The sequence below is a fragment of the Streptomyces sp. NPDC001407 genome (assembly GCF_042895325.1).
GTDB lineage: Bacteria > Actinomycetota > Actinomycetes > Streptomycetales > Streptomycetaceae > Streptomyces.
Window position 1 is genome coordinate 64,381 of the sequence record NZ_JBIAWF010000007.1, and the last position, 25,855, is coordinate 90,235.

At 73.2% G+C, this 25,855-nt stretch carries 23 protein-coding genes; 14 read left to right on the top strand and 9 right to left on the bottom strand.

Translation table 11 applies throughout. The annotated features are described in order from the left end of the window. Window positions 1-34: 34 nt before the first annotated feature. On the bottom strand, window positions 35-1,051 hold the full coding sequence (locus tag ACFY1P_RS12605) for a PHP domain-containing protein (RefSeq protein WP_390750685.1): 1,017 nt from the start codon (window positions 1,049-1,051) through the stop codon (window positions 35-37). Window positions 1,052-1,181: 130 nt separating this feature from the next. On the opposite strand from ACFY1P_RS12605, the gene ACFY1P_RS12610 reads away from it, so the two are divergent. Beyond that, window positions 1,182-2,603: an NAD(P)/FAD-dependent oxidoreductase gene (locus ACFY1P_RS12610; protein WP_390750610.1), complete on the top strand. Its 1,422-nt coding sequence runs from the start codon at window positions 1,182-1,184 to the stop codon at window positions 2,601-2,603. A gap of 184 nt (window positions 2,604-2,787) precedes the next feature. Here ACFY1P_RS12610 and ACFY1P_RS12615 read toward each other — a convergent pair whose 3' ends face one another. Next, on the bottom strand, window positions 2,788-4,215 hold the full coding sequence (locus tag ACFY1P_RS12615; RefSeq protein WP_390750611.1) for a lipase maturation factor family protein: 1,428 nt from the start codon (window positions 4,213-4,215) through the stop codon (window positions 2,788-2,790). 68 nt (window positions 4,216-4,283) lie between these two features. On the opposite strand from ACFY1P_RS12615, the gene ACFY1P_RS12620 reads away from it, so the two are divergent. The 4 genes from ACFY1P_RS12620 (at window position 4,284) to meaB (ending at window position 11,570) form a co-directional block, all read left to right on the top strand. After that, window positions 4,284-6,386, top strand: a complete 2,103-nt coding sequence (locus tag ACFY1P_RS12620) for a SpoIIE family protein phosphatase (protein ID WP_390750612.1) — start codon at window positions 4,284-4,286, stop codon at window positions 6,384-6,386. 105 nt (window positions 6,387-6,491) lie between these two features. Continuing rightward, window positions 6,492-8,378 (top strand): methylmalonyl-CoA mutase small subunit, encoded by a 1,887-nt coding sequence (mutA, locus tag ACFY1P_RS12625; RefSeq protein ID WP_390750613.1) that lies wholly within the window; start codon window positions 6,492-6,494, stop codon window positions 8,376-8,378. Further along, window positions 8,378-10,579, top strand: coding sequence for a methylmalonyl-CoA mutase (scpA, locus tag ACFY1P_RS12630; protein ID WP_361527808.1), 2,202 nt, complete (start codon window positions 8,378-8,380; stop codon window positions 10,577-10,579). The genes mutA and scpA overlap by 1 nt, the downstream gene beginning before the upstream one ends. A gap of 4 nt (window positions 10,580-10,583) precedes the next feature. Then, window positions 10,584-11,570, top strand: a complete 987-nt coding sequence (gene meaB, locus ACFY1P_RS12635) for a methylmalonyl Co-A mutase-associated GTPase MeaB (RefSeq protein WP_361527806.1) — start codon at window positions 10,584-10,586, stop codon at window positions 11,568-11,570. Between the two features lie 149 nt (window positions 11,571-11,719). On the opposite strand, the gene ACFY1P_RS12640 is transcribed toward meaB, so the two are convergent. The 3 genes from ACFY1P_RS12640 to ACFY1P_RS12650 are packed head-to-tail and all read right to left on the bottom strand — an operon-like array spanning window position 11,720 to window position 13,737. Then, window positions 11,720-12,778, bottom strand: coding sequence for an enoyl-CoA hydratase/isomerase family protein (locus tag ACFY1P_RS12640; protein WP_361527804.1), 1,059 nt, complete (start codon window positions 12,776-12,778; stop codon window positions 11,720-11,722). A 60-nt stretch (window positions 12,779-12,838) separates the two neighbouring features. Then, window positions 12,839-13,417 (bottom strand): hypothetical protein, encoded by a 579-nt coding sequence (locus ACFY1P_RS12645; protein WP_390750614.1) that lies wholly within the window; start codon window positions 13,415-13,417, stop codon window positions 12,839-12,841. Beyond that, a complete protein-coding gene (locus ACFY1P_RS12650) occupies window positions 13,414-13,737 on the bottom strand; it encodes a nuclear transport factor 2 family protein (protein ID WP_361527800.1) in 324 nt (107 codons plus the stop codon). Before ACFY1P_RS12650 ends, ACFY1P_RS12645 begins: the two co-directional genes overlap by 4 nt. Window positions 13,738-13,884: 147 nt before the next feature. Here ACFY1P_RS12650 and ACFY1P_RS12655 point away from each other — a divergent pair, with 147 nt between their 5' ends. Continuing rightward, window positions 13,885-14,691 (top strand): DUF4097 family beta strand repeat-containing protein, encoded by an 807-nt coding sequence (locus tag ACFY1P_RS12655; protein ID WP_361527798.1) that lies wholly within the window; start codon window positions 13,885-13,887, stop codon window positions 14,689-14,691. A 2-nt stretch (window positions 14,692-14,693) separates the two neighbouring features. On the opposite strand, the gene ACFY1P_RS12660 is transcribed toward ACFY1P_RS12655, so the two are convergent. Beyond that, window positions 14,694-15,404 carry a TVP38/TMEM64 family protein gene (locus ACFY1P_RS12660; protein WP_361527796.1) on the bottom strand — a complete coding sequence of 237 codons (711 nt, stop codon included), beginning with the start codon at window positions 15,402-15,404 and terminating at the stop codon, window positions 14,694-14,696. A gap of 431 nt (window positions 15,405-15,835) precedes the next feature. Between ACFY1P_RS12660 and ACFY1P_RS12665 the strand changes: the two genes are divergently transcribed. Both ACFY1P_RS12665 and ACFY1P_RS12670 read left to right on the top strand, forming a co-directional pair. Further along, on the top strand, window positions 15,836-16,951 hold the full coding sequence (locus ACFY1P_RS12665; RefSeq protein ID WP_361527794.1) for a GTP-binding protein: 1,116 nt from the start codon (window positions 15,836-15,838) through the stop codon (window positions 16,949-16,951). A gap of 50 nt (window positions 16,952-17,001) precedes the next feature. Then, window positions 17,002-17,847: a spermidine synthase gene (locus tag ACFY1P_RS12670; protein WP_390750615.1), complete on the top strand. Its 846-nt coding sequence runs from the start codon at window positions 17,002-17,004 to the stop codon at window positions 17,845-17,847. 21 nt (window positions 17,848-17,868) lie between these two features. On the opposite strand, the gene ACFY1P_RS12675 is transcribed toward ACFY1P_RS12670, so the two are convergent. Then, window positions 17,869-18,915, bottom strand: coding sequence for a hypothetical protein (locus ACFY1P_RS12675; protein ID WP_390750616.1), 1,047 nt, complete (start codon window positions 18,913-18,915; stop codon window positions 17,869-17,871). Between the two features lie 83 nt (window positions 18,916-18,998). On the opposite strand from ACFY1P_RS12675, the gene ACFY1P_RS12680 reads away from it, so the two are divergent. The 3 genes from ACFY1P_RS12680 (at window position 18,999) to ACFY1P_RS12690 (ending at window position 21,196) form a co-directional block, all read left to right on the top strand. Continuing rightward, window positions 18,999-19,451, top strand: a complete 453-nt coding sequence (locus ACFY1P_RS12680) for a DUF4442 domain-containing protein (RefSeq protein WP_361527788.1) — start codon at window positions 18,999-19,001, stop codon at window positions 19,449-19,451. 176 nt (window positions 19,452-19,627) lie between these two features. Then, window positions 19,628-20,287 (top strand): DedA family protein, encoded by a 660-nt coding sequence (locus ACFY1P_RS12685; protein WP_361527786.1) that lies wholly within the window; start codon window positions 19,628-19,630, stop codon window positions 20,285-20,287. Window positions 20,288-20,416: 129 nt separating this feature from the next. Then, window positions 20,417-21,196: an acyltransferase gene (locus ACFY1P_RS12690; RefSeq protein WP_361527784.1), complete on the top strand. Its 780-nt coding sequence runs from the start codon at window positions 20,417-20,419 to the stop codon at window positions 21,194-21,196. Window positions 21,197-21,203: 7 nt separating this feature from the next. Here ACFY1P_RS12690 and ACFY1P_RS12695 read toward each other — a convergent pair whose 3' ends face one another. After that, the gene (locus tag ACFY1P_RS12695; RefSeq protein ID WP_390750617.1) at window positions 21,204-22,073 is read right to left on the bottom strand and encodes an EamA family transporter; all 870 of its coding nucleotides are present in this window, start codon (window positions 22,071-22,073) and stop codon (window positions 21,204-21,206) included. A gap of 117 nt (window positions 22,074-22,190) precedes the next feature. Here ACFY1P_RS12695 and ACFY1P_RS12700 point away from each other — a divergent pair, with 117 nt between their 5' ends. The 3 genes from ACFY1P_RS12700 to ACFY1P_RS12710 all read left to right on the top strand — a co-directional run bounded on the left by ACFY1P_RS12700 (window position 22,191) and on the right by ACFY1P_RS12710 (window position 25,371). Beyond that, window positions 22,191-22,763, top strand: coding sequence for an XRE family transcriptional regulator (locus ACFY1P_RS12700; protein WP_361527780.1), 573 nt, complete (start codon window positions 22,191-22,193; stop codon window positions 22,761-22,763). A gap of 307 nt (window positions 22,764-23,070) precedes the next feature. Further along, a complete protein-coding gene (gene asnB, locus ACFY1P_RS12705; protein ID WP_390750618.1) occupies window positions 23,071-24,915 on the top strand; it encodes an asparagine synthase (glutamine-hydrolyzing) in 1,845 nt (614 codons plus the stop codon). 18 nt (window positions 24,916-24,933) lie between these two features. Further along, entirely contained in the window at window positions 24,934-25,371 is a 438-nt protein-coding gene (locus tag ACFY1P_RS12710; RefSeq protein WP_361527776.1) for a MarR family transcriptional regulator, read from the top strand. Window positions 25,372-25,392: 21 nt separating this feature from the next. On the opposite strand, the gene ACFY1P_RS12715 is transcribed toward ACFY1P_RS12710, so the two are convergent. Continuing rightward, window positions 25,393-25,800, bottom strand: coding sequence for a CoA-binding protein (locus ACFY1P_RS12715; RefSeq protein ID WP_361527774.1), 408 nt, complete (start codon window positions 25,798-25,800; stop codon window positions 25,393-25,395). Between the last annotated feature and the right edge of the window lie 55 nt (window positions 25,801-25,855).

Here is a 25,855-nt window from a genome sequence, read left to right on the forward strand (position 1 = left end):
GGTGCGGGCGCAGCTCGGCCGGGACCGGGGTGGATCACCGGGCCCCGGTCCAGGCCAGCAACTCCTCCAGGGGCCACGTCGTCACCACCCGCTCCGCCGGTACGCCGCACTCCACCGCCCGCGCGCACCCGTACGCCTGCCAGTCCAGCTGGCCCGGGGCGTGCGCGTCGGTGTCGATGGAGAACAGCACGCCTGCGTCGACGGCCTGCCGGATGAGCCGGCGCGGTGGATCCAGCCGCTCCGGGCGGCTGTTGATCTCCACGGCCGTGTCGAAGCGGGCGCAGGCGGCGAAGACCATCGCCGCGTCGAAGTCCGATTCCGGGCGGTGGCCGAGCAGCCGTCCGGTGCAGTGGCCCAGGACGTCCACGAGGGGATTGGCGACGGCCGCGACCATCCGGCGGGTCATGCTGCCGGCGTCCATGCGCAGCTTGGAGTGGACGGAGGCGACCACCACGTCGAGCTCGTCCAGCAGCCCCGGCTCCTGGTCGAGCGAGCCGTCGTCGAGGATGTCGCACTCGATCCCCGTGAGCAGCCGGAAGCCGCCGCCGTCCGCGGCGAGTCGCTCGTTGACCTCGGCCACGACGCGGAGCTGGGCGCGCAGCCGCTCGGGTGACAGCCCGCGGGCGATGGTCAGACGGGGGGAGTGGTCGGTGAGGACGGCCCACTCGTGCCCGAGCGAGCGCGCGGCGCGGGCCATGGCCTCGATCGGGCTGCCGCCGTCCGACCAGTCCGAGTGCAGGTGGCAGTCGCCCCGCAGCAGGGCGCGCAGGCTCTCCCCGCCCTCGGCCAGCGGTTCGGCGGCCTCCTCCTCCAGCCGGGCCAGATAGCCGGGGACGGCACCGCTCAGCGCCTCGGCCACCACGGCGGCCGTCTTCGGGCCGATGCCCTTCTTCTCGGTCAGGGAGCCGGTCTCCGCCCGTCGGCTCACCTCGTCCGCGGCCAGCGACTCGATCACTTCGGAGGCCGTACGGAACGCCTTCACGCGGTAGGTGGGCGCCTGCGCGCGCTCCAGCAGGAACGCGATCCGGTCCAGGGCCTCCACCGGGTCCATGACTGCCACCGCCTCGCCTCGTCGGCCGCCTCCAGTCCCCACGGTGCGGGATCGTGCGGCCTCGCGCACTCCCGTGTCCCGGCGGGTGAGTCCGTGAGTAACGCCCGGCCCGCCCGGGGAGGGTTCCGGCATGAGTGCCTCCCACAACAGCAGTGCCACTCGCCCCGGCCGCCGGGCGGTGGTCCTCGGCGCGGGCATGGCCGGAATGCTGGCCGCGTCCGTCCTCGCCCGCCACGTCGACGAGGTGGTGATCGTCGACCGTGACCGGATGCCCGACGGCGCCCGCCCGCGGAAGGGGCTGCCGCAGGCCCGCCACGCCCACCTGCTGATGTCCGGTGGGGCGCGGGCCGTCGACGCGCTGCTGCCCGGCACACTGGAGCGGTGGCTGCGGGCGGGCGCCCGGCGGATGCCGCTGACGGCGGGGCTGGTGGTGCTGGGCCCCCAGGGGTGGTTCCCGCGGCTGCCCGGCACGCAGTTCTTCCTGTGCTGCACCCGTGACCTGCTGGACCTGGTGGTCCGCGAGCAGGTGCTGGCCCTGCCCGGTGTCGTCCTGATGGACGGTACGGAGGCGCTGGCGCTGCTGGGCGACCCCGGCCGGGTCACGGGTGTGCGGGTCCGTGCCACCGAGGAGCACGCTTCGCGGGAGCTCGGTGCGGACCTGGTCGTCGACGCCTCGGGCCGGGGCTCCCAGGCAGCGCGCCGGCTGACGGACCTCGGGCTGCCGGTCGTCCACGAGGAGACCGTCGACTCGGGCCTGGTCTATGCCACCCGGATCTTCCGGGCGCCGCCGGGCACCGAGAGCTTCCCCGTGGTGAGCGTGCAGCCCGACCCCCGCTCGCGGCGGCCCGGCCAGGGCGCGACCATGCTGCCCGTCGAGGGCGGCCGCTGGCTGGTCACCGTCTCCGGCACGCGCGGCGGTGAACCCTCGCGCGCCGCCGAGGACTTCGAGCCCTTCACCCGTGGCCTGCGCGACCCGCTCATCGCCGATCTGATCGACCGGGCCGAGCCCCTCACGGGCATCCACGTCACCCGCAGCACCGTCAACCGGCGCCGCTTCTTCGAGAACCTCCCCTCGTGGCCCGAGGGCTTCGTCGCGCTGGGCGACGCCGTCGCCACGTTCAACCCGGTCTACGGGCAGGGCATGTCCGTGGCCGCCCAGAGCGCCACCGTGCTGCGGGACGCCCTGCGGGAGGCGGGCGTCGACTCCCCGGGCCTGGCCCGGGGGATCCAGCGGTCGGTGGCCCGGGTGACGGGCGGTGCCTGGGACCTGGCCACCGGGGAGGACATCAACTACCCCGGCGCGATCGGCAAGAGGCCGCCCGCGGCGGCCCGGCTGCTACGGGGCTACTTCCAGCGCATGATGTGGGCGGCGACCGGCGACCCGCTGGTGCTGCGGGCGCTGATGGACGTCATGACGCTCTCCGCGCCCATGACGCACCTGGTCCGGCCGTCGGTGGCGCTCGGTGTGGCCCGCGGGCCGGGCCGCCGGGCGCAGGACGGGCCCTCGATCACCCCGGCCGAGCTGGAGCTGTGCGGCTTGGCTCCGCGGTGAGCGGTCGGTGGTGTCCGGCGGATCTTCGGCTGTGGGCTGTTCGCCGCCTGCGGCGGGAGCTCCCTGCGGGAGCGTCCTCAAGCGCCGGACGGGCTGGATTTCGGCTGACGCGGGTGCGCGCCCCCGCCTGTTGGGGTCGCCTCCCAGCGGTGGTGAGGCACCAGGTGCGCGGAAAGGCGGGGCGTCAGCGGCGGAGGGCCACCGGTGGCAGGAATTCGTGCTCGAGGCTCCGGTGCCACCAGGCGCCGGTCTCCCGCCGCTCCCGCCATGTGGTGAAGCGGTAGAGGTAGACCCGGGCCCGCACATGCGTGGGTGGGGCGCCGGGGAAGGGGTTGTGCCGCAGCAGGCGCAGCGTGTCCGGGTCGTTGACCAGCAGGCGTTCCACGAAGGGGCCGAACCAGGGCTCGGCGTACGCGGGCGAGATCCCGGCGAACCACATCATCCAGTCGAGCCGCAGGTGGTACGGCGCGAACTGGCGCGGCAGCCGCCGGGGATCGCCGGGCTTGCCCTTGAAGCCGTACTCCCGCCACACCGTGGCCCGGGTGACCCGCTCCTCGTCGGTGCCCTCGACGACCACCTCGTGGCGGCGGCGGTTGATGCTGCCGAAGGCTCCGTAGGTGTTGACCAGGTGCAGCGCGTTGAAGGACATGTTCATCCGCTGGTGGTGCGAGAGCATGTTGCGGGCCGGCCACCAGCTCAGCACCGCCACCATGGCCGCCGCGGCGAGGACCAGCACCTCGAACCAGAGCGGCGGCCCGGCGAGCGGGGTGTGCCGGGGGAGGGAGAGGAGGTCCGCCAGGGCCCCGCCGTCGACCGCGGAGAAGGCCAGCACGATCGTCAGCCAGTTGAGCCAGGCGAAGTTGCCGGAGATCACCAGCCAGAGCTGGGTGCAGATGATCACGCCGGCCGCGACGCTCGCGACGGGCTGCGGGGTGAAGAGGGCGAGCGGGACGACGAGCTGGGCCACGTGGTTGGCGGCGGTCTCCACCCGGTGCAGCGGGCGGGGCAGGCGGTGGAAGTACCAGCTCAGCGGGCCCGGCATCGGCTGCGTCTCGTGGTGGTAGTAGAGGCACGTCAGATCCCGCCAGCAGCTGTCCCCGCGCATCTTGATCAGCCCCGCGCCGAACTCGACGCGGAAGAGCAGCCAGCGCATCAGCCACAGCACCAGCACCGGCGGGTCCGTGCGCGCGTTGCCGAGGAAGACCGCCAGGAACCCCGCTTCCAGCAGCAGCGACTCCCACCCGAATCCGTACCAGGTCTGGCCCACGTTGACGACGGACAGATACATCGCCCACAGCGCCGCCCACATCAGCATCGACGCCCACAGCGGCACCGCGTCCGCGCCGCCCGCCACGACCGTCGCCGACAGCAGCGCGCCCACCGCCGTCCACCCGGCGAAGAAACGGTCCGAGTAGTGGAGGTGGAAGACCCCGGGCGAGCGCCGGAAGGGCACTCTCCGGGTGAAGTGCGGCACCGGCAGCATGCCCCGCTCGCCGATGAGCGCGCGGAACTGGAGGAGGGCCGCCAGGAAGGCGACCAGATAGACCGCGGCGAGCGCCCGCTGGAGGACCAGCCTGCTCAGCCAGTACCCCGACGCCGTGAACCACTCCATGGCGTATGCGTACCACCGAAGCGCACAGTCACATCGAAGAAACAGGCAAAAGGTGTCAGAGTAGCCCTATGGTTGATCGGGGAGCGTCGCCTGCGGCCGTCCCGGACGCTTCGCTACCGGACGAATGGCCCGCTCGCCCGGAAGTCGGCCTTGCCCTCAACCGCGTCGGCAGCTTCGACTGGGACCTCGACAGCAGCCGGCTGCACCTGGACGCCGTGGCGCTGGACCTCCTCAACGTCCCCCCGGAGGAATTCGACGGCCGGGTCTCCGACCTCGGCGGCCACCTCCCCAGGGCCGACGCCGCCAGGCTCGACGGCCTCGTCGCCCGCGCCATGAAGGACGGCAGCGAGACCTACGGCACATACTACCGCGTACGCGCCGACGACGGCACCCTGCGCTGGACCTACAGCCAGGGCCGGATCCTGCGCGACGGCGACGGCCGCCCCCGCCGCATCATCGGGATCATCCGCGACGCCACCGAGGAGCTGCGGCACGCCGCCGACCCGCGCGAGCCGCAGCAGGAGCACCGCGACCAGACCAGCGTCGTCGAGACCACCACCGCCGCCCTCGCGCACGCGCGCACCGTCCAGGACGTCATCGACTTCTTCAAGGACTCGCGCGCCGTGCGGCACCTCGGCGCCGACCTCCTCGTCCTCGGCCTGCTGGAGTCCGGACGCATCCACATGGTCGCCGAAGGGCCCGAGGAGCACTACATCCCCGGCACCCGCTACACCCGGATCGACGACAACTTCCCCATGAGCGAGGTCATCCGCACCCTCTCGCCCCGCTTCATCGAATCCCCCGAGGAGTTCGCCCGGTCCTACCCCTGGCTCTGGGAGAACATCGAGGACATCGGCATCTGCTCCGCCGCCTACCTCCCGCTGATCGCCCAGGCCCGCCCCATCGGCGCCCTCGGCCTCCTCTACCGCGAAGGACGCGGCTTCACCCGCCAGGAACGCAACCTCTTCATCGCCCTCGGCAGCAGCCTCGCCCAGAGCCTGGCCCGCGCCATGCTCTTCGACCAGGAGCACGACCTCGCCGAGGGACTCCAGCAGTCCATGCTGCCCCGGCGCATCCCCGACGTCCCCGGCGCGCAGATCGCCGTGCGCTACCGCTCCGCCCGGATGGGCCGGGACATCGGCGGCGACTGGTACGACGCCGTCCCGCTGCCCGGCGGCCGGGTCGGTGCCGTCATCGGCGACGTCCAGGGCCACGACACCCACGCCGCCGCCGTCATGGGCCAGCTGCGCATCGTCCTGCGCGCGTACGCCTCCGAGGGCCACGCACCCGCCACCGTCATGGCCCGCGCCTCCACCTTCCTCCACGAACTCGACACCGACCGCTTCGCCACCTGCGCCTACGCCGAGGCCGACCTCTCCACCGGACTCGTCCAGATCGTCCGCGCCGGCCACATCGACCCGCTGCTGCGGCACAACGACGGCACCTGCCGCAGACTGCCCGTCGCCGGCGGGCTGCCGCTCGGCCTCTCCGCCGAGTTCGGCCGCCTCGACTACCCCGTCACGACCGTCGAACTCGACCCCGGCGAGACCCTGTTGCTCTTCACCGACGGCCTCGTCGAACAGCCCGGCTCCGACCTCGACGAAGGCATGCGGCTGCTCGCCGACACCGTCCGCGAGGGCTCCTACGACCTCCACGAGCTCGCCGACCGCCTCTGCGACGTCGTCGAGGAACGCATGGGCGAGGACGACACGGCCGTCCTCCTGCTGCGCCGCCACGGCGCCACCGCCCGCGGCGGCAGCCGCCTCCAGCAGCACATCGCCCCCGCCGACCCCGAGGCGCTCCAGGCCGCCCGGCACATGATCCGCGCGGCCGTGCGGTCCTGGGGCGCCCGGGAGCGCTCCGACGAGATCGAGCTGGTCGCCGACGAGTTGGTCACCAACGCCCTGCTCCACACCGACGGCCCCGCCGTGGTCACCATCCGCATGATCTCGGGACCCGAGCGCCGGGTGCGGGTCGAGGTCGAGGACAAGTCCAGCGCCCTGCCGAGGCGGCGCGAGCCGGGGGAGTCGGGCGTGTCGGGGCGCGGCCTGCTGCTGGTCGACCGGCTCGCGGACGTCTGGGGCGTGGAGTCGCGGGGCACCGGCAAGAGCGTCTGGTGCGAATTCGTCCTGCCGGAAGGGAAGGAGGAGCGGGAGGCGGAGGCCGGCTGAGCGCGCCGGACGGTCAACCCGCCGGGCGCTCAGCGGAAGCGAAGAGGTCAAGGTCACAGCCGTATGGGCTGCTGCCGGACGCGGGTGCTCCCCTAGCCTTCCCCCATGACGGTCCTGCCAGACGAAGGCTTCTCCCTGGCCGCCGAGTTCCCGGACTCCACCCGCGAGCAATGGCAGCGCCTCGTGGAGGGCGTGCTGCGCAAAGCGGGCACATCGGATGCATCCGGCTCGGCCGCCGAAGGCGCGCTGACCACCCCGCTCCAGGACGGGCTCGCGACCCGCCCTCTCTACACCGCGGAGGACGCGCCCCCCGCGCCCGGCTACCCCGGTTTCCACCCGTTCGTCCGAGGCGGACGTACGGAGGGAACGGCCGTGTCCGGCTGGGACGTCCGCCAGCGCCACGCCCACCCCGACCCCCGGCGCGCCAACGAGGCCGTGCTCGCCGACCTGGAGAACGGGGTCACCTCCCTCTGGCTGACCGTCGGCGCCCACGGCACGCCCGTCAGCGGCATCGCCACCGCCCTCGAAGGCGTCTACCTCGACCTGGCCCCCGTCGTCCTCGACGCCGGACCCGATGTGGCAGCGGCCGCCGGTGAACTGCTGCGCCTGCACGACGAGCACGGCGTCCAGCAGACGGCCACCGGCAACCTCGGCGCCGACCCGCTCGGCGCCCTCGCCCGCACCGGCACCGACGCCGACCCGGCCGGAGCGCTCGCGACGGCCGCCGACCTCGCCGCCCGCTGCCTGCGCGACCGCCCCGGCCTCCGCGCCCTCACCGTCGACGCCCTGCCCTACCACGACGCGGGGGGCTCGGCCGCCCAGGAACTGGGCGCCTCCCTCGCCACCGGCGTCGCCTACCTCCGCGCCCTCACCGACCGCGGGCTCGGCGTCGACCAGGCCTGCGCCCAGCTGGAGTTCCGCTACGCGGCCACCGCCGACCAGTTCCTCACCATCGCCAAGCTCCGCGCCGCCCGCCGCCTGTGGGCCCGCGTCGCCGAGGTCAGCGGAGCCACCACCACCGGCGCCGCGCAGCGCCAGCACGCCGTCACCTCGTCGGTCATGATGACCCGCCGCGACCCGTGGGTGAACATGCTGCGCACCACCATCGCCTGCCTAGGCGCCGGAGTGGGCGGCGCGGACGCCGTCACCGTCCTGCCCTTCGACGCCGCCCTCGGCCTGCCCGACGCCTTCGCCCGCCGCATCGCCCGCAACACCTCCTCCATCCTCCTGGAGGAGTCGCACCTGGCCCGGGTCATCGACCCCGCGGGCGGCTCCTGGTACGTGGAACGGCTCACCGACGAACTCGCCCACGCCGCCTGGGCCTGGTTCCAGGAGATCGAGCGGGCCGGCGGCCAGGCCGCGGCACTGCGCTCCGGCCTGATCGCCGAACGCCTCGCCGACACCTGGCGGCAGCGGACCGAGGACCTCGCCACCCGGCGCGAACCCATCACCGGCGTCAGCGAGTTCCCGAACCTCGGCGAGCCCCCGGTGCCCCGGGACCCCGCGCCCGCCACCCCCGGCGGCGGCCTGCCCACGGTCCGCCGGGACGAGGCCTACGAAGCGCTGCGGGCCCGCTCCGACGCCCACCTGACCGCGACCGGCACCCGGCCCCGCGTCTTCCTCGCCGCCCTGGGACCCGCCGCCGCGCACACCGGGCGGGCGGCGTTCGCCGCCAACCTCTTCCAGGCGGGCGGCATCGAGCCCGTCCACGACCCCGTGGCCGTCGGCCCGGACACCGCCGCCGGGGCCTTCGCCCGCAGCGGCGCTAGCGTGGCCTGCCTCTGCTCCAGCGACAAGCTCTACGCCGAACAGGCCGAAGCCGTCGCCACCGCCCTCAAGGAGGCGGGAGCGGAACGGGTGTTCCTCGCCGGACGCCCGGACGCCGCACAGCAGGAAACCTACCGACGGGCCGGAGTCGACGAGTTCGTCTTCGCGGGCGGCGACGCCGTCACCGTCCTCACCTCCGTCCTCGACCGCATGGGAGTGGCGTGATGCCCATCCCCGACTTCACCGGCATCGACCTGGGCCCGGCCGACCGCGCCCCCGCCGACCCCGGACCCTGGCGGGCCGCCCTCAAGGAGAGCACCGGCCACAGCCCCGAGGACCTCGTCTGGGAGACCCCCGAGGGCATCGGCGTCAAGCCGCTCTACACCGCCGACGACCTGCGCGGACTGGACTTCCTGGGCACCTACCCCGGCATCGCGCCGTACCTCCGCGGCCCGTACCCCACGATGTACGTCAACCAGCCGTGGACGATCCGCCAGTACGCCGGCTTCTCCACCGCCGAGGAGTCCAACGCCTTCTACCGCCGCAACCTGGCGGCCGGCCAGAAGGGCCTCTCCGTCGCCTTCGACCTGCCCACCCACCGCGGCTACGACAGCGACCACCCGCGCGTGACCGGCGACGTCGGCATGGCGGGCGTCGCCATCGACTCCATCTACGACATGCGGCAGCTCTTCGACGGCATCCCGCTGGACCGGATGAGCGTGTCGATGACGATGAACGGCGCGGTGCTGCCCGTGCTCGCCCTCTACATCGTCGCCGCCGAGGAACAGGGCGTGCCGCCCGAGAAGCTGGCCGGGACCATCCAGAACGACATCCTCAAGGAGTTCATGGTCCGCAACACCTACATCTATCCGCCCCGGCCCTCCATGCGGATCATCTCCGACATCTTCTCCTACACCTCGCTGAAGATGCCGCGCTACAACTCCATCTCCATCTCCGGCTACCACATCCAGGAAGCCGGGGCGACGGCCGACCTCGAACTCGCCTACACCCTCGCCGACGGCGTGGAGTATCTGAAGGCGGGCATCGACGCCGGACTCGACGTCGACGCCTTCGCACCGCGCCTGTCCTTCTTCTGGGCGATCGGCATGAACTTCTTCATGGAGATCGCCAAGCTCCGCGCGGCCCGGCTGCTGTGGGCCAAGCTCGTCAAGCGCTTCGAACCGCAGAACGCCAAGTCGCTGTCGCTGCGCACCCATTCGCAGACCTCCGGCTGGTCGCTGACCGCGCAGGACGTCTTCAACAACGTCGCGCGGACCTGCGTCGAGGCCATGGCGGCCACCCAGGGGCACACCCAGTCCCTGCACACCAACGCCCTCGACGAGGCGCTGGCCCTGCCCACCGACTTCTCCGCCCGCATCGCCCGCAACACCCAGCTCCTCCTCCAGCAGGAGTCCGGCACCTGCCGGGTCATCGACCCCTGGGGCGGCAGCGCGTACGTCGAGAAGCTCACCCACGACCTCGCGCGCCGCGCCTGGCAGCACATCGAGGAGGTCGAGGCCGCGGGCGGCATGGCCCAGGCCATCGACGCGGGCATCCCCAAGCTGCGCGTCGAGGAGGCCGCCGCCCGCACCCAGGCCCGCATCGACTCCGGCCGGCAGCCCGTGATCGGCGTCAACAAATACCGCGTCGAGACCGACGAGCAGATCGACGTCCTCAAGGTCGACAACTCCTCCGTGCGCGCCCAGCAGATCGAGAAGCTGCGGCGGCTGCGCGCCGAGCGCGACGAGGCCGCCTGCCAGGACGCCCTGCGCGCCCTGACCGCGGCGGCGGGCTCCGCCCCCGGCGCGGGCCTGGAGGGCAATCTGCTGGCCCTCGCCGTGAACGCCGCCCGTGCCAAGGCGACCGTCGGCGAGATCTCCGACGCCCTGGAGAAGGTCTACGGACGGCACGCCGGGCAGATCCGTACGATCTCCGGTGTGTACCGCGAAGAGGCAGGACAGTCGTCCGGGGTCGAGCGCACCCGCGCGCTGGTCGAGGCGTTCGAGCGGGAGGACGGCCGCCGGCCGCGCATCCTGGTGGCCAAGATGGGCCAGGACGGCCACGACCGTGGCCAGAAGGTCATCGCCACCGCCTTCGCCGACCTCGGCTTCGACGTCGACGTCGGCCCGCTCTTCCAGACGCCCGAGGAGGTCGCCCGGCAGGCGGTGGAGGCCGACGTGCACATCGTCGGCGTCTCCTCGCTCGCCGCGGGCCACCTCACGCTCGTACCCGCACTCCGCGAGCAACTGGCCGAGCAGGGCCGCGAGGACATCATGATCGTCGTCGGTGGCGTCATCCCGCCGCAGGACGTCGAGCCGCTGCGGGAGATGGGCGCCGCCGCGGTCTTCCCGCCCGGCACCGTCATCCCCGACGCCGCCCACGACCTGCTGAAGACCCTCGCCGGGGTCCTCGGCCACGAGCTGTGAGCCCATGGCACGCAGCATCGATGTGGACGCGTACGTCAAGGGTGTGCTCGACGGCAGGCGGGCGACCGTCGCCCGCGCCATCACGCTCGTGGAGTCGACCCGGGCCGATCACCGGGAGGCCGCCCAGCGGATGCTGACCGAGCTGCTGCCCCACGCGGGCACGGCCCGGCGCATCGGCATCACCGGTGTGCCCGGAGTCGGCAAGTCGACCTTCATCGACGCCCTCGGCACCATGCTGACCGGGCTCGGCCACAAGGTCGCCGTGCTCGCCGTCGACCCCTCCTCCAGCCGGACCGGCGGCAGCATCCTCGGCGACAAGACCCGCATGGAGCGGCTCGCCGTCGACCCCGCCGCCTTCGTCCGGCCCTCGCCCACCGCCGGGACCCTCGGCGGCGTGGCCCGCGCGACCCGCGAGACCATCGTGGTGATGGAGGCCGCGGGGTACGACGTGGTGCTCGTCGAGACCGTCGGCGTCGGCCAGTCGGAGACGGCTGTTGCCGACATGGTCGACACCTTCCTCATGCTCACCCTCGCCCGCACCGGCGACCAGCTCCAGGGCATCAAGAAGGGCGTACTCGAACTCGCCGACGTCATCGCCGTCAACAAGGCGGACGGCCCGCACGAGCGCGACGCGAAGTCCGCGGCGCGCGAACTCGCCGGTGCGCTGCGGCTGTTGCGGGCACCCGACGCCGCCTGGAACCCGCCCGTCCTCACGTGCAGCGCGCGCGAGGGCACCGGCCTCGACACGCTCTGGGAACGGCTGGAGCAGCACCGGCGGGTGCTCGACGCGACGGGCGCGCTGGCCGCGCGGCGCCGCGACCAACAGGTGGACTGGGTCTGGACGATGGTCCGCGAACAGCTCCTGACGGAGCTGCGCTCCCACGCCGACGTGCGGCGGCTGGCCCCCTCGCTGGAGGCCGCGGTCCGCGACGGCACGCTTCCGGCGAGCACGGCGGCGGAACGTCTGCTTGGCGCGTTCCGGCAAGGGTGACCGCCGAGGGCTCCGCCCCCGGGCCCTCGCGCCCACTGGGTTGCCTCGTGGGACCGGTACGCGCCCGCGGGTCGCGTGTGGCCGGTCGCGCGGTTCCCCGCGCCCCTTACGGGGGCGCGGGGCTCACGCCCCGCCCCAGCAGGCGCACCCTAACGCCGGGCCAGGCCCAACTCGTCCGTGCCCAGAGAGTCGAAGTGCCGTGCCACCATCGCGTCGGAGACCTCCGCCAGCGTCGCCGGGTGCCACCGCGGCCGGCGGTCCTTGTCCACCACCTGCGCCCGGATCCCCTCCACCAGGTCCGGATCGGACAGCGACGCGCACGACACCCGGTACTCCTGGTCCAGCACCTCGTCCAGCGTCGCCAGCCGCCGGGCCCGGCGCAGTGCGGCGAGCGTGACCTTCAGTGCCGTGGGCGACTTCGAGCCGATCGCCTCGGCGGCCTCCTTCGCCTCGGGGACCCCGGAATCCCGCAGCCGGGCGAGGATCTCCTCGACGGAGTCGGGGGCGTAGCAGTGGTCGATCCACTCCTGGTGCGCGGCCAGCGCGCCGGCCGGGACGGGCGCGGCGTGGGCGCGTACCGCTTCGGCAGGGTCGGTGTCCGCGAGGGCCGCGGCGAAGTCCGCCAGCCGCGCCACCGGCACGAAGTGGTCGGCGAATCCGGCGCGTACGGCGTCACCCGCGTCGAGCCGGGCGGTGGTCAGGGCCAGGTGCGTGCCCAGCTCGCCGGGTGCCCGGGAGAGGAGGAAGGTGCCGCCGACGTCGGGGGCGAAGCCGATGCCGGTCTCCGGCATGGCGATCGCGGAGCGCTCGGTGACGACCCGTACGCCGCCGTGCGCCGAGACGCCGACCCCGCCGCCCATCACCAGGCCGTCCATGAGGGCGACATACGGCTTGGGGAAGGCGGCGATGCGGGCGTTGAGCCGGTACTCGTCCCGCCAGAAGGCCCGGGTCGCCATCGCTCCGCCGCCGGCGCGGGCGTCGTCGTGGATGAAGCGGATGTCCCCGCCCGCGCAGAGCCCGCGCTCGCCGGCGCCGTCCGTCACCACGGTGGCCACCGCGTCGTCGCGCTCCCAGGCGGCGAGTGCCGCGTCGACGTGGCGCACCATGTCATGGGTGAGGGCGTTGATGGCACGGGGGCGGTTGAGGGTGATGCGGCCCGCCCGGCCGTCCCGGCGCAGGAGTACGGCGTCGTCGTCAGTGCTCGTCATCGTCCCACTCTGGCAGGACCAGGGCAGGCGGCGGACGCGAGATCGGTCACGTCCGCGGACTCAGCGGACCGGGCCGACCCAGTGGACGCTGGTGTACTTCTCGCCGAAGTCCGGGCGGACCTCGATGTCCACCCTGCCGGTGTCCGCGGGCGGTACGTCGAAGGCGAAGGTGGCCGTGGCGGACTTCCCGGGCGCCATGGGACCGGTGAGCGGGGTGCCGACGCCACGTGCGGTGTCGAAGATCTGCTCCGCCCGGTCGGCGCTCTCCCCGGCCGTGACCCGGACCAGCACCCCGGTCACCTGGAACGTCTGCTCGGTGCCGTTGGTGAGCGTCACCATGAAGGTGATGGGGGAGTTCTCCGGCCGGTGGCCGAGCGAGGTGACGCTCGGCTTGAACGCCGTCGGCTTCGTCACCTTGACCTTCAGCCCGTCCTCGTACGCGTAGGTGTCGTCGAACGCCACCACGCGGGTGCCGCCCACCGAGGAGGCCGCCCCCGAAGGGGACACCGTGTGCCCGGCCGACTTGCCGCCGCTGCCCCCGCAGGCGGTCAGGACGGCCAGCGTGCCCGCGGCGGCCAGGGCGCCCCGCCCCATGCGCCGGGCCCGCCCGTGCGCCGCGCGGGGCCGAGCGTGCGTCACGCCTGGCCGGTCTCGAAGCGGCTGACCTTGCCGCCGCCGTCGACCGTGAAGTGCCACCGTGTGCGCATCGCACCCCAGGTGTCGTTGCTGTAGCGGGCGACGAGCGAGCGCCCGCCGTCCGACTCCGACTCCACGTCCATGTGCCCGTGCGAGGAGAAGATCTCCTTGTCCGCCCACTGGGCGAGATCCCGGTCCGAACCGTCGTCGGACATCGTCGCCCCGGGGGCCAGCGCGGCCCGGAAGGCGGCGGCGTCGTTGGCGTTGATGGCGTTCACCAGGGCGCGTACGGCAGGATCGGAGAGGTCGTCGGTGGGGATCACGGGTCTGCTCCTCGCGTGTGCACCTGATGTGTGGGCGTGTCCAGGACAGCACCGCCGGGCCTGGAGCGCCCGTTGTGTTCCCCCGTCCGCGTACCCGTCCGTATCCGTCCGTGCCCGTCCGCCGCCTCCGCCTCAAGGAATCACCCCATGCCTCAGACGTTCCACCGCCTCCCGCACCGAGCCCGGCCGGTGGCCGAGAACCGCGGGGTGGCGCGGTCAGGGCGGAAGGGCCTGGGGCTCGCGGCCCTCGCCACGGCCGCGGGTCTGCTGCTGGCCGGGTGCGGCATCGGCGACAGCGCCAGGAAGACGGCGACCGAGGAGGTTGCCGTCACGGAACCCGTGACGGCCGTCGAGATCCTCGGCAACCGCGAAGGGGCCATCGAGATCACGCCCGGCACCGGCCCCGGCGTCACCATCCGCCGCACCCTCCACTACGGAGGCCCCACGAAGCCCAGGCCGACCCACGAGCTGTCAGCGGGCGTGCTGACCTTCCACAGCGGCTGCGGTCAGAACTGCTTCGTCGACTACGAGCTGACCGTGCCCGCCGCCGCCCACGCCAGACTCAGCACCAGCAGCGGCCCCGTCACGGTGCGCGGCCTGGCCGCGGCGGACATCGGCACGGGTTCCGGCGAGGTGACCGTCGCCGCGCTGACCGGACCGCTCGCCGTCAGGACGCACTCCGGCCGGATCACGGGGACCGAACTGTCCGGCCCCACGGCCACCGTGACCGCCTCCTCGGGCCCGGTGCACCTCTCCTTCGCCAGGCGCCCCGCCTCGGTGGCCGCCCGCACCACCTCCGGGAACGTCGAACTGACCGTGCCCTACGGCACCTACCACGTCGAGACCGGCACCAGCTCCGGCAGCAGCGAGGTGGGTGTGCGCAAGGAGGAGTCCGCCGACGCCGAGCTCTCGGTGCGCACCAGCTCCGGCAACGTCAAGATCGACGCGACCTGACGCTACGTACGGGTCGCCCGGAGCGCGTGCCCCTTCCTGCGCCACGCCACGATCACCGCCGCGATCCCCGTGACCGCGATGAAGGCCGTGGCGGCGAGGAAGGCCGGTGACGTCGGCGAGGACGCGTGGCTGCCGGCGATGACGTACGCGGCGGTGTTCGGCAGGCTGCCGAGCCCGGTCGCCAGCAGGAACGGTGCCCAGCCCATCCGGGAGACCGACGCGCAGTAGTTGGCGGCCGCGAACGGGACGCCGGGGAACAGGCGGATCGCCATCATCGACCGGAAGCCGTGCCGGCTCAGCTGCCGGTCCGCCGCCGTCAGCCACCGGCCGCGCAGCAGCGGGCGCAGCGCGTCCTGCCCCAGCAGCCGCCCCAGACCGAAGGAGAGGCCCGAGCCCAGCACCGTGCCCACCACGGCGACCGCCGTGCCGACGGGACCGCCGAAGAGCGCGCCCGCCGCGAGGTTGAGGATCGGGCGCGGCACGAACGACGCCGTGCACAGCCCGTACGCACCGGCGAACAGCACCACGGCCGCGGGGCCGGACATGTGCGGCGGCCAGCCGTCGGCGAGCAGCCGCTCCGGCCGGAAGGCGAGCACGGCCGCCGCGGCACCGGCGAGCAGGGCGACGAGCAGCCCCAGCCGGAACCACGGGGACAGCGGCGCACGGGCGCGGCGCCCTGCGGGACCGGGGGAGGACGCGGCGGATTCGAGCATCGCTGGAGCCTAACCGACCCGCCCGTAAAGCCGCTGTGATCGCGGTGAGACGGTGCGGAACGCGCACATTCGGTCGTCGCCTGTTCGCCCGCCGGACATCATGCCCACCACGAACCGGGCATTTCCCCGAGTGGCCCCCGCACACCCGCGGGGAGCGCCAACGCCCGTGCGAGGGAAAACCATTCGACGCCCCGCACCCGTTGCGCGAGCATCGACAGCGTGTGCCGGCCCGCCCACCCTCTGCCGACGCCCGCCGCCGCGGGCGCGCCGTGGGCTGCCGCCGACCCCCGCCGTGCCATGGGCCCGCACCCCCACGAGCACAGGCGACGCTGACTCTTCCCGGATCGCTCCACGGACCCCGAAGGGAAGGGTCGGCCGGCCCCCGGGGTCCGCGCGAAGGCACCGCACCACAGCACCCGGGGAAAGGAACCATGCCCAAGCAGGCATACGTGCGCACCAAGCCGCACCTGAACATCGCGACCATGGGACACACCGGCCATGGCAAGACCACGCTCACCGCCGCCATCACCCGCCTCCTCGGCACCCGCCCCGCCCCCGGCACCGCGCCCGTCCCCCACGTCGCCTACGAGACGGGCACCCGCCACTACGCCCACGCCGACCTGCCCGGCGGCGACGGTCGCGTCAAGCACACGATCGCCGCGACGGCGGGGCTCGACGGGGCGATTCTCGTCGTCTCCGCGCTCGACGGCATCGGACCGAGGACCGCCGAACACCTCCTGCTCGCCCGCCAGTCCGGCGTACGGCACCTGGTCGTCGCCCTCAGCAAGGCCGACGCCGGCGGGCCGGAGCTGACCGAACTCGTCGAGCTGGAGACCCGGGCGCTCCTCACCGCGCACGGCTACGACGGCGCCCACACCCCCGTCGTCCGGGTGTCCGCGCTGCGCGCCCTGGACGGTGACCCCCGCTGGACGGGCACGATCGAGGCGCTGCTCGACGCCGTCGACACCTATGTGCCCACGCCGGAGCGCCGCACGGGCGGGCCCCTCCTGCTGCCCGTGGAGCGGGTGTTCACCCTCACCGGGCGGGGCACCGCCGTCGCCGGGACGGTCGAGCGCGGCACCGTACGCCCCGGAGCGGCCGTCGACATCGTCGGCCGGCCGGCCGGACCCCGCCGCACCGAGGTCACCGGCCTGGAGACCTTCGGCGAACCCATGGCGGGCGCGCGGGCCGGGGACGGCGTCGCGCTGCTCCTGCGCGGGGTGGAGCGCCACGAGGTGCACCGCGGCGACGTCGTCGCCGCGCCCGGAAGCGTCCTGACCGGGCGCCGCTTCCGCGCCCGCGTGCGGCTGCTGCCGGCCGCGGAGGGGGGCCGCTCCCGGCCGCTCGCCACCGGCTGCCGGGCGCAATTCCACTTCCGTACGGCCGACGTACCCGGCACGGTCGACCTCGGACCCCACGGGCCCGCCCTCCCCGGCCGCCCGCTCACGCTCACGGTCACCCTGGACCGTGCCGCGCCCCTCGAACGGGGCCTTCCGCTCATGCTTCGTGAAGCCGGCCGCACGATCGGCGTGGGAGAGGTGGTGTAGCCGGGCCCGTTCCGTCCGGCTAGGGCCCTCGGGCGCCGCACAATGGGGGAGTGGACGAACCCATACCCGTGACCCAGGACGTCGACTGCGGCACCGCCAAGCTGCTGCCCGACATCGACCGCCGAAGAGCCTGGCTGCTCACCGTCGACGGCGCACCGCAGTCGTACGTGGACCTCGACGACCCGACGCACCTCGAATTCGAGTACGCCCGGCGCGTCGCCCACGTCCTGGACACCGCGGCGGAGCCCGGCCGCGCGCTGGACGTGCTGCACCTCGGCGGCGGAGCGCTCACCCTGCCCCGCTACGCAGCGGCCACCCGCCCCGGCTCCCGGCAGCTCGTCGTCGAGGCCGACCGCGGCCTCCTCGCCCTGGTCGCCGAACACCTCCCGCTGCGCGAGGACTCCGGCATCGGCGTACGGGCCGGCGACGCCCGCACGGAACTGGAGGCGGCGGCCGACGCCTCCGCCGATGTGATCGTCGCCGACGTCTTCGGCGGCTCCCGGGTGCCGGCCCACCTCACCTCGGTGGAGTTCGCGCGCTCGGCCGCCCGGGTGCTGCGCCGCGACGGCCGCTACGCCGCCAATCTCGCCGACGGCGCCCCCTTCGCCTTCCTGCGGTCGCAGGTGGCGACCTTCGGCGCGGTCTTCGCGCACCTGTGCCTGATCGTGGAGCCCTCGGTGCTGCGGGGGCGGCGCTTCGGCAACGCCGTGCTCGTGGCCTCGCACGACGAGCTCCCGGTGGCCGCCCTCGTCCGCCGTGCCGCCGCCGACGCCTTCCCGGCGCGGGTGGAGCACGGAGAGGCGCTGGCGCGGTTCGCGGCGGGGTCGGCCGTCGTGACGGACGCGGAGGCGGTGCGGTCGCCCGAGCCGCCGGGCGGCGCGTTCAGCGTGGGCTGAGCGCGCCGTGCCGGGGGTGGTTCAGGAGCTCTTGAGCGGGCGCAGCGAGCTCATGATCTTCTTGACGGTGTCGTCGGGCAGCTCGTCGTCGACGCCCTTGTCCGCGTAGAGCACCCATGTCGCCAGGTCGTCATTGGTGTCCTTGTAGGTCACCGTCCACGACTTGCCGTCGGAGGAGCACTTGTCGGTCTTCTTCACCCCGGTCACCGTGGCGGAGGCCGCGTAGCCGGTGATGCCGTGGTCGCTCTTGAAGGGCTTGGCGTCGGTGCTGTCGAGCTTGCCCGTCTGCTTCTGGTCGTAGCCCGCGATCAGCCAGTTCTCGGCCTCGATCTTGGCGGCGCTCTCCTCGCTCTTGGCGCCCTGCGCGCCCTTGGAGCCGGCGGCGGCCTTCTGCGAGTTCTTCCCGCACGAGCCCTGCTTGTAGTAGGCCGGGGAGCTCATGGTGATCAAGGGCTTGCCCTTGGCGTCGGAGAAGCCGACGGACATGCCGGGGCTGTCGACCGACCACTCCGCGGGGACGTCGAAGGCGAGGTGCCGCTTGCTGCTGACGACCACCTTCCAGCCGTCGATGACCGGCTTGACCTCGGCGCCACCGCCGCGGGGGTTGTCCAGGGGCGCGTCCGAGGAGGGCGCGGGCGAGGACGGCGCGGCGGAGGAGGGCGCCGACGAGGGGTCGTCCTTCGCCACGGTCTTCTCGCCGTCGCCCTTCATGACGACGACGCCGGTGATCACGGCGGCGGCGACCACGGCCACCGCGGCGGTGATCGCGATGACCGTGGTGCGCTTGCTCTTGTCCCGCGGCGGCTTCGGCCCGCCGGGCCCGGCGGGTCCCGTCCACTGCGGCACGGTCTGCGCGGGCTGGCCCATGGGCGGGCCGGGCTGCCCCATGGGCGGAGTGGGCGGACCGGCCGGACCGGGCTGCTGGTACGGATTCGGCTGCCCGGGGCCGGGCTGCGCGTACCCCGGCTGCTGGTACGGGTTGGGCTGCGTCGGGTACCCCGGCTGCTGGTACGGATTCTGGTCCTGCGGGTTCTGCTCGCCCCCGGGCGGCTGCTGTCCTGGCCACATGGCCGATAACCATAGAGGCATACCGCGGCCCGGCCGACGGGAGCCCCTTCCCGCCATTCCTACTGGCTGGTAACTTATCCCGCATGTCTGAGACCCAGCCCTCGATCGGCGACATGCTCGTGGCCACGGTGCCCATGGCCCGTACGCTCAACCTCGTCTTCGAGGAGACCACCGCGGAGCGCGCCGTCGTCCGCCTGCCCGACCAGCCCGACTACCACAATCACGTCGGCGGCCCGCACGCCGGCGCGATGTTCACCCTCGCCGAGTCCGCGAGCGGCGCCATCGTCCTCGCCGCCTTCGGCGACCAGCTCTCCCGCGCCGTACCGCTGGCCGTGCGCGCCGAGATCGGCTACAAGAAGCTCGCCAAGGGCCCCGTCACCGCCACCGCCGAACTGGGCCGCCCGGCGCCCGAGGTCGTCGCGGAACTGGACGCGGGCGAGCGCCCGGAGTTCCCCGTCCACATCGCGATCACCCGCGAGGACGGCGCGGTGACGGGCGAGATGACGGTGGTCTGGACGCTGCGGCCGAACGCGTAGGGACGGCCGTCGGCCGCCCTGTTCCCCCCGGTGCCGCCGCACCCTGTGCTCGAACACATACGCCATCCGTGGCAACCCGCGGGCCGCTGAGCGAGTCCTTCACTCCAGTAGGCTTCGCGGCGTGCGCCCGAACGGCGTACGCCGGGTAAGGGTCGTCAACCGGGGAGGAACCGGCGTTGCACATCCAGGAGTGGCTCGAGACAGTACCGGCGGTCGCCGTCTACCTGATGGTGGGCGGGGTCATCGGGCTGGAGAGCCTGGGCATCCCGCTTCCCGGTGAGATCGTCCTCGTCAGCGCCACGCTGATGGCGGCCACGCAGGACCACATCAATCCGTACGTCCTGGGTGTCTGTGCCGTCGCGGGCGCGATCGTCGGTGACTCCATCGGCTATCTGATCGGCCGCAAGGGGGGCCAGCCGCTGCTGGACTGGCTCGGCCGGAAGTTCCCCAAGCACTTCGGGCCGAAGCATGTGGCCACCGCCGAGCGCTCGTTCAAGAAGTGGGGCATGTGGGCGGTCTTCGTCGGCCGCTTCATCGCCCTGCTGCGGATCTTCGCCGGTCCGCTGGCGGGCGTGCTGAAGATGCCGTACTGGAAGTTCCTCATCGCCAACGTCCTCGGCGGCATCGCCTGGGCCGGTGGCACCGTCGCGGTGATCTACACCGTCGGCAAGGTCGCCGAGAAGTGGCTCAAGCAGTTCTCCTACCTCGGCCTGCTGGCCGCGGTGCTCTTCGGTGTGGGCTCGTTCGTCGTCATGCGGATCAAGGCCAAGAAGGCGGAGAAGGCCGAGGCCGCCGAGGCGGCCTCCGGGACCGAGGCCGTCGCCACGGTCGACTGACCCGCGAGCGTCCGTGCCCCGGGCCCCCTCCTCCACGGCGAGGCGGGGGCCCGGGGCTTTCGCCGGGTAGGGGGAAGATCACAGCTCACCGCCTCTGCCGGGACGGGCGCGGCTGAGTACGGTGAGCGGGTGCCGAAGAACCGGAACACGTTCTCATTCGACGCCCCCGAGGCTCTCCGGGCCTGGGGGCGTCGTGCCGCGTCCCGCGCGGTCCACCGCGGCTGGCGGTGGGTCCAGCGGGCCGGCGCGGTGACCGCCGAGCACCCCGGCCCGTACCGCTTCGCCCGGATCGGGCCCGCCACCCGGCTGGCGTTCCCCCTGGGTACGGTGTTCGGCGAGCAGTGGATCGAGCTGGGGGACCACTGCATCATCGGCGAGCAGGTCACCCTGACGGCGGGCATGATGCCCGGCCTCGACCTGGGCCCCGAACCCGTGCTGAGCCTCGGCAACGGCGTGGTCCTCGGCCGGGGCAGCCACGTGGTCGCCTCCCAGCGGGTGACCTTCGGCGACGACGTGTTCTGCGGCCCGTACGTCTACGTCACCAGTGACAACCACTCCTACGACGACCCCGGTCAGCCCATAGGGAGGCAGTGGCCGCGCAGCGCGCCCGTCTCGATCGGGCCGGGCAGCTGGCTGGGCACGGGGGCGGTGATCCTGCCGGGCGCGAGGCTCGGGCGGAACGTCGTCGTCGCGGCCGGAGCCGTGGTCCGGGGCGAGGTGCCCGACCACAGCGTGGTGGCCGGTGCCCCGGCCAAGGTCGTGCGCCGCTGGGACGCGGAGACCGGCTGGGTGCCGCCGCTGCGGACGCCCGCGCCCGTGCCGCTCCCCGACGGGGTGACCTCGGAGCAGCTGCTGGCGCTGGAGGAGGCGGAGCCGGGCCCCTCGGCGCCCGACGGCCGGGTGGTGTGAGGCGGCGTCAGCCGGCCGCCAGCAGGACCGTGCCCACCAGGGCCAGCCCCGCGCCCGTCGCCTGCACCGAGCGGAGCCGCTCGCTGAGGACGCCGCGTGCGGCCAGTGCCGTGACGACCGGGTAGAGCGAGGCGAGTACGGCGGCGACGGTCACGGGTCCGCTGTTCGCGGCGAGGTTGTACGTGCCGTTGGCCGCCACGTCCGCGAGTCCGACGAAGGCGAGCGCGGGCAGCGCGGCCCGTACGGCGCTCATGCCGCCGTCCTCCGGCAGGGCCCGGCCGCCGCGCCGTACGGAGACCCACAGTGCGGTCCCGCCGACCAGCACGTTGCACACCCGCTGCACGAAGAGGGCGAGGAAGAGCCCGGTCAGGGTGGTGGACGCCTCCGCGATCAGGGTCATGACGGCGCCGAACCCGAAGGCCGCGCAGAGGGTGTGCACCAGCGTCTGCCGCTGGATGGGCGCGCCGCCGCGTGCCGGGCCGCTCGCGAGGACGACCCCGGCGACGGCGACCAGGATCCCGGCGAACTGGAGGAGTCCGGGCCGTTCCCCGACGGCGATGCCCACGCCGACCGGTACGGCGACTCCGCCGAGCGCGCCGAGGGGCGCGACGACGCCCATCGGGCCGCGGGCGAGGGCGCTGTAGAAGCAGAGCATGGCCGCCGGGCCGATGAGGCCGGCGGCGGCCGCGAACCAGAGCCGGGGCCCGGCCTCGGTCCAGCCGCCGGTGGCGACGACGATCGTGCCGAGCACGCCGACGGCCAGCAGCTGGGAGACCAGCACCACGGTCAGGGCGGGGATGCGGCGGGTGAGCAGCCCGCCGCCGAAGTCGGCCAGCCCCCACAGGAGGCTGGTGGTCAGGGCGAAGACCGCTGTCATCGGGGGAACCTCGCAGTACAGTGTGCTGGACGGTGCGGTACAGCGCACCGTAGTTCAGTTTGTTCGACCACGCCACCCAAAATCTTGCACCGTAGAGCCTGAGGAAGACTGAAGACCGTGACGGACCTCGATCAGCTCACGCAGTCGCTCGCCCGCAACCTCAAGCGCTGGCGCGGCGAGCGGAACTTCACCCTCGATGCCCTGGCGGCCCGCTCCGGCGTCAGCCGCGGCATGATCATCCAGATCGAGCAGGCCCGCACCAACCCCAGCGTCGGTACGACCGTCAAGCTCGCCGACGCGCTCGGCGTCAGCATCACCACGCTGCTGGACCAGGAGCGGGGCGCGACGGTGCGGCTCGTGCCCGGGGCGGAGGCCGTGCGCATGTGGTCGACGGAGGCGGGCAGCCACACCACTCTGCTCGTCGGCGCGCAGGGCCGGGGGCCGCTGGAGCTGTGGGACTGGCGCATCGCCCCCGGCGACAGCAACGTCTCCGATCCCCACCCGCCCGGCACGGTCGAGCTGCTGACGGTGACGTCCGGCGATCTCACGCTCGTGGTGGCCGGCGAGGAGTACGCCGTGCCCGCCGGGACGTCCGCCACCTTCGACGGCGGCGTCCCGCACACCTACCGCAACGACGGTCCGGAAGACGTCACGATGACGATGGCCGTGGCGGTCGCCCCCGCACACTGACGCTCCGGCCGGGGGCTTGGGTAAAACCTCTCCCACGACCGTGCGCGCACCGCAGCGGTCGAAGCGGACCCAGGCGTACCGCGAAGTCGCAGTTCAGGGTCCGCTTCGCCCGTGCCCGCCCCCCTCGCACCGGCCGCCGGGCTTCCGGGGAGCGGCCCCGGCCGAGGTTGACGGCGCCGCGCCGCGGGCGGACGATTTATATAGGTGCTCGATACAACAGACGCGGGGGTCGCCGAGCCGGTGCCGCGCTCCGTCGCGCCCGCTCCCGTTTTCCCGGCGGCCCCGTGCCGGACCAGGAGGGCATGGCATGTGTGGCATCACCGGCTGGATTTCCTTCGACCGTGATCTGCGCTCCGCACAGAAGACCGTGGACGCGATGACCGAGACGATGTCCTGCCGCGGGCCCGACGACAGCGGCACCTGGGTCAAGGGGCCCGCGGCACTCGGCCACCGCCGCCTCGCGATCATCGACCTGGCCGGCGGCGGGCAGCCGATGACCGTGCGGCGGGAGGACGGCAGCGAGGTCGTCCTCGTCTACTCCGGCGAGGCGTACAACTACACCGAACTGCGCGCGGAGTTGATGTCCCGCGGCCACCGCTTCCGCACCGACTCCGACACCGAGGTCGTCCTGCGCGGCTACCTCGAATGGGGCGAGGCCGTCGCCGAACACCTCAACGGGATGGCCGCGTTCGCGATCTGGGACGAGCGGCGCCGACGGCTCGTCATGGTCCGCGACCGCATGGGCATCAAGCCCTTCTACTACTACCCCACCGCCGACGGCGTGCTCTTCGGCTCCGAGCCCAAGGCCATCCTCGCCAACCCGGCCGCCGAGCGGAACGTCGGCCTCGAAGGGCTCCGCGAGCTCTTCTCGTTCGTCAAGACGCCCGGCCACGCCGTCTGGGAAGGCATGCACGAGGTCGAGCCCGGCACCGTCGTCACCGTCGACCGCAACGGCCTGCGCAGCCACGTCTACTGGGCGCTGCGCACCCGCCCGCACCCGGACGACAAGGACACCTCGATCGCGCACGTCCGCACCCTGCTCGACGACATCGTCCGCCGCCAGCTCGTCGCCGACGTGCCGCGCTGCACCCTGCTCTCCGGCGGCCTCGACTCCTCGGCCATGACCGCCCTGGCGGCCCGTCAGCTGGGCGAGGCCGGCGAGACGGTGCGCAGCTTCGCCGTCGACTTCGTCGGCCGCACCGAGAACTTCGTCGCCGACGACCTGCGTGCCACCCCCGACACGCCCTACGTGCACGACGTCGCCCGGCTCGCCGGCACCGACCACCAGGACATCGTCCTGGACTCCGCCGCCCTCGCCGACCCCGAGGTGCGCGCCAAGGTGATCCGGGCGCGGGACATCCCGGTCGGCTTCGGGGACATGGACGCCTCCCTCTACCTCCTCTTCAAGGAGATCCGCAAGCACTCCACCGTCGCCCTGTCCGGCGAATCGGCCGACGAGGTCTTCGGCGGCTACAAGCAGTTCTTCGACGAGGAGGCCCGCCGGGCCGACACCTTCCCCTGGCTGGTGCGCCACGCACGGGACTTCGGCAACGACGACGGCATCCTGACAGCGGGCCTGACCGACGCCCTCGACCTGGACTCCTACGTCCAGGACGGCTACAACGCCGCCGTCAAGGACGTCGAACGCCTCGACGGCGAGAGCGACTTCGAGTACCGCATGCGCAAGATCTGCTATCTGCACCTCACACGCTTCGTGCGGATCCTGCTCGACCGCAAGGACCGCGCGAGCATGGCCGTCGGGCTGGAGGTGCGCGTGCCCTTCTGCGACCACCGGCTCGTGGAGTACGTCTACAACACCCCGTGGTCGCTCAAGTCCTTCGACGGACGCGAGAAGAGCCTGCTGCGGGAGGCCACCGCCGACGTCCTGCCGCAGTCGGTCTACGACCGCGTCAAGAGCCCGTACCCCTCGACCCAGGACCCCCAGTACGCCGTCGCCCTCCAGCGCCAGGCCAAGGACCTGCTCTCCCGCCCCTCCCACGCCGTCTTCGGCATCATCGACCGCGCCTGGCTGCGCCAGGCGGCGCACGACGACGCGCCCCAGATCACCCAGGCGTCCCGGCACGGCCTGGAGCGGACGCTGGACCTGGCTCTGTGGTTGGACATGTACTCGCCCACTATCATGCTCCCCTGATCAGAACCGTACGGGGCGATGGGCAAAGCGATGACGATCGGTGACGACGAGGCACTGCACCTGGTGATCTCCCTGCACCGGCTCACCCGGAGCCTGCGCAGGGCCTCCACCGCCGGCAGCGTCCAGCCCACGCACATCGCCGTTCTGGTGCTGCTGGCCAAGGGCCCCGCCCGGATCGGCGAGATCGCCGCCTGGGTGCCCTGCTCCCAGCCGACCGCCACCTCCGCCGTCCTGGCCATGGAGACCTCGGGCCTGATCCGCCGCGCGGCCGACCCGACGGACGGCCGCGCCTGCCGGGTCACGCTCACCGAACGCGGCGCCGCCGCCCTGGCCGACCTCGCGCGCGGCGAGGCCGAGGTGCTCGCCAAGCGCCTCGCCTCGCTGCGCCCCGACGAGATCCGACGGCTCGTCGAAGTGGGGCCGCTGCTGCGGCGGCTCGCGGAAACCACCGACTGAAGGGCCCCTGGAATCGCCGGGTCAGCCCAGGCGCGGGATCTCGATCGCCGGGCAGCGGTCCATCACCATCGAAAGGCCCGCCGCGCGCGTCCGCGCGTACGCCTCCTCGTCGACGACGCCCAGCTGGAACCACACCGCCTTCGCGCCGATCGCCACCGCCTCGTCCGCGACCGCGCCCGCGAGATCGCTGTTGACGAAGACGTCCACCACGTCGACGGGGAAGGGGATCTCCGCGAGCGTCGCGTACCCCTTCTCCCCGTGCACCGTCTCCGCTCTGGGGTGGACGGGCACGACGCGCTTGCCGTGCCGCTGCAACACCTGGGCGACGCCGTACGCCGCCCGGTTCTCGTTGGACGACAGACCGACGACCGCCCACGTGTCGCCGGTCTCCTCGATGATCCTGCGGATGCTCCCCGCCTCTGCATACATGCAGAGCTCAACGAGCATCCCCGCCGGACCATTCCCGCACTGCGCATAGGGTGGC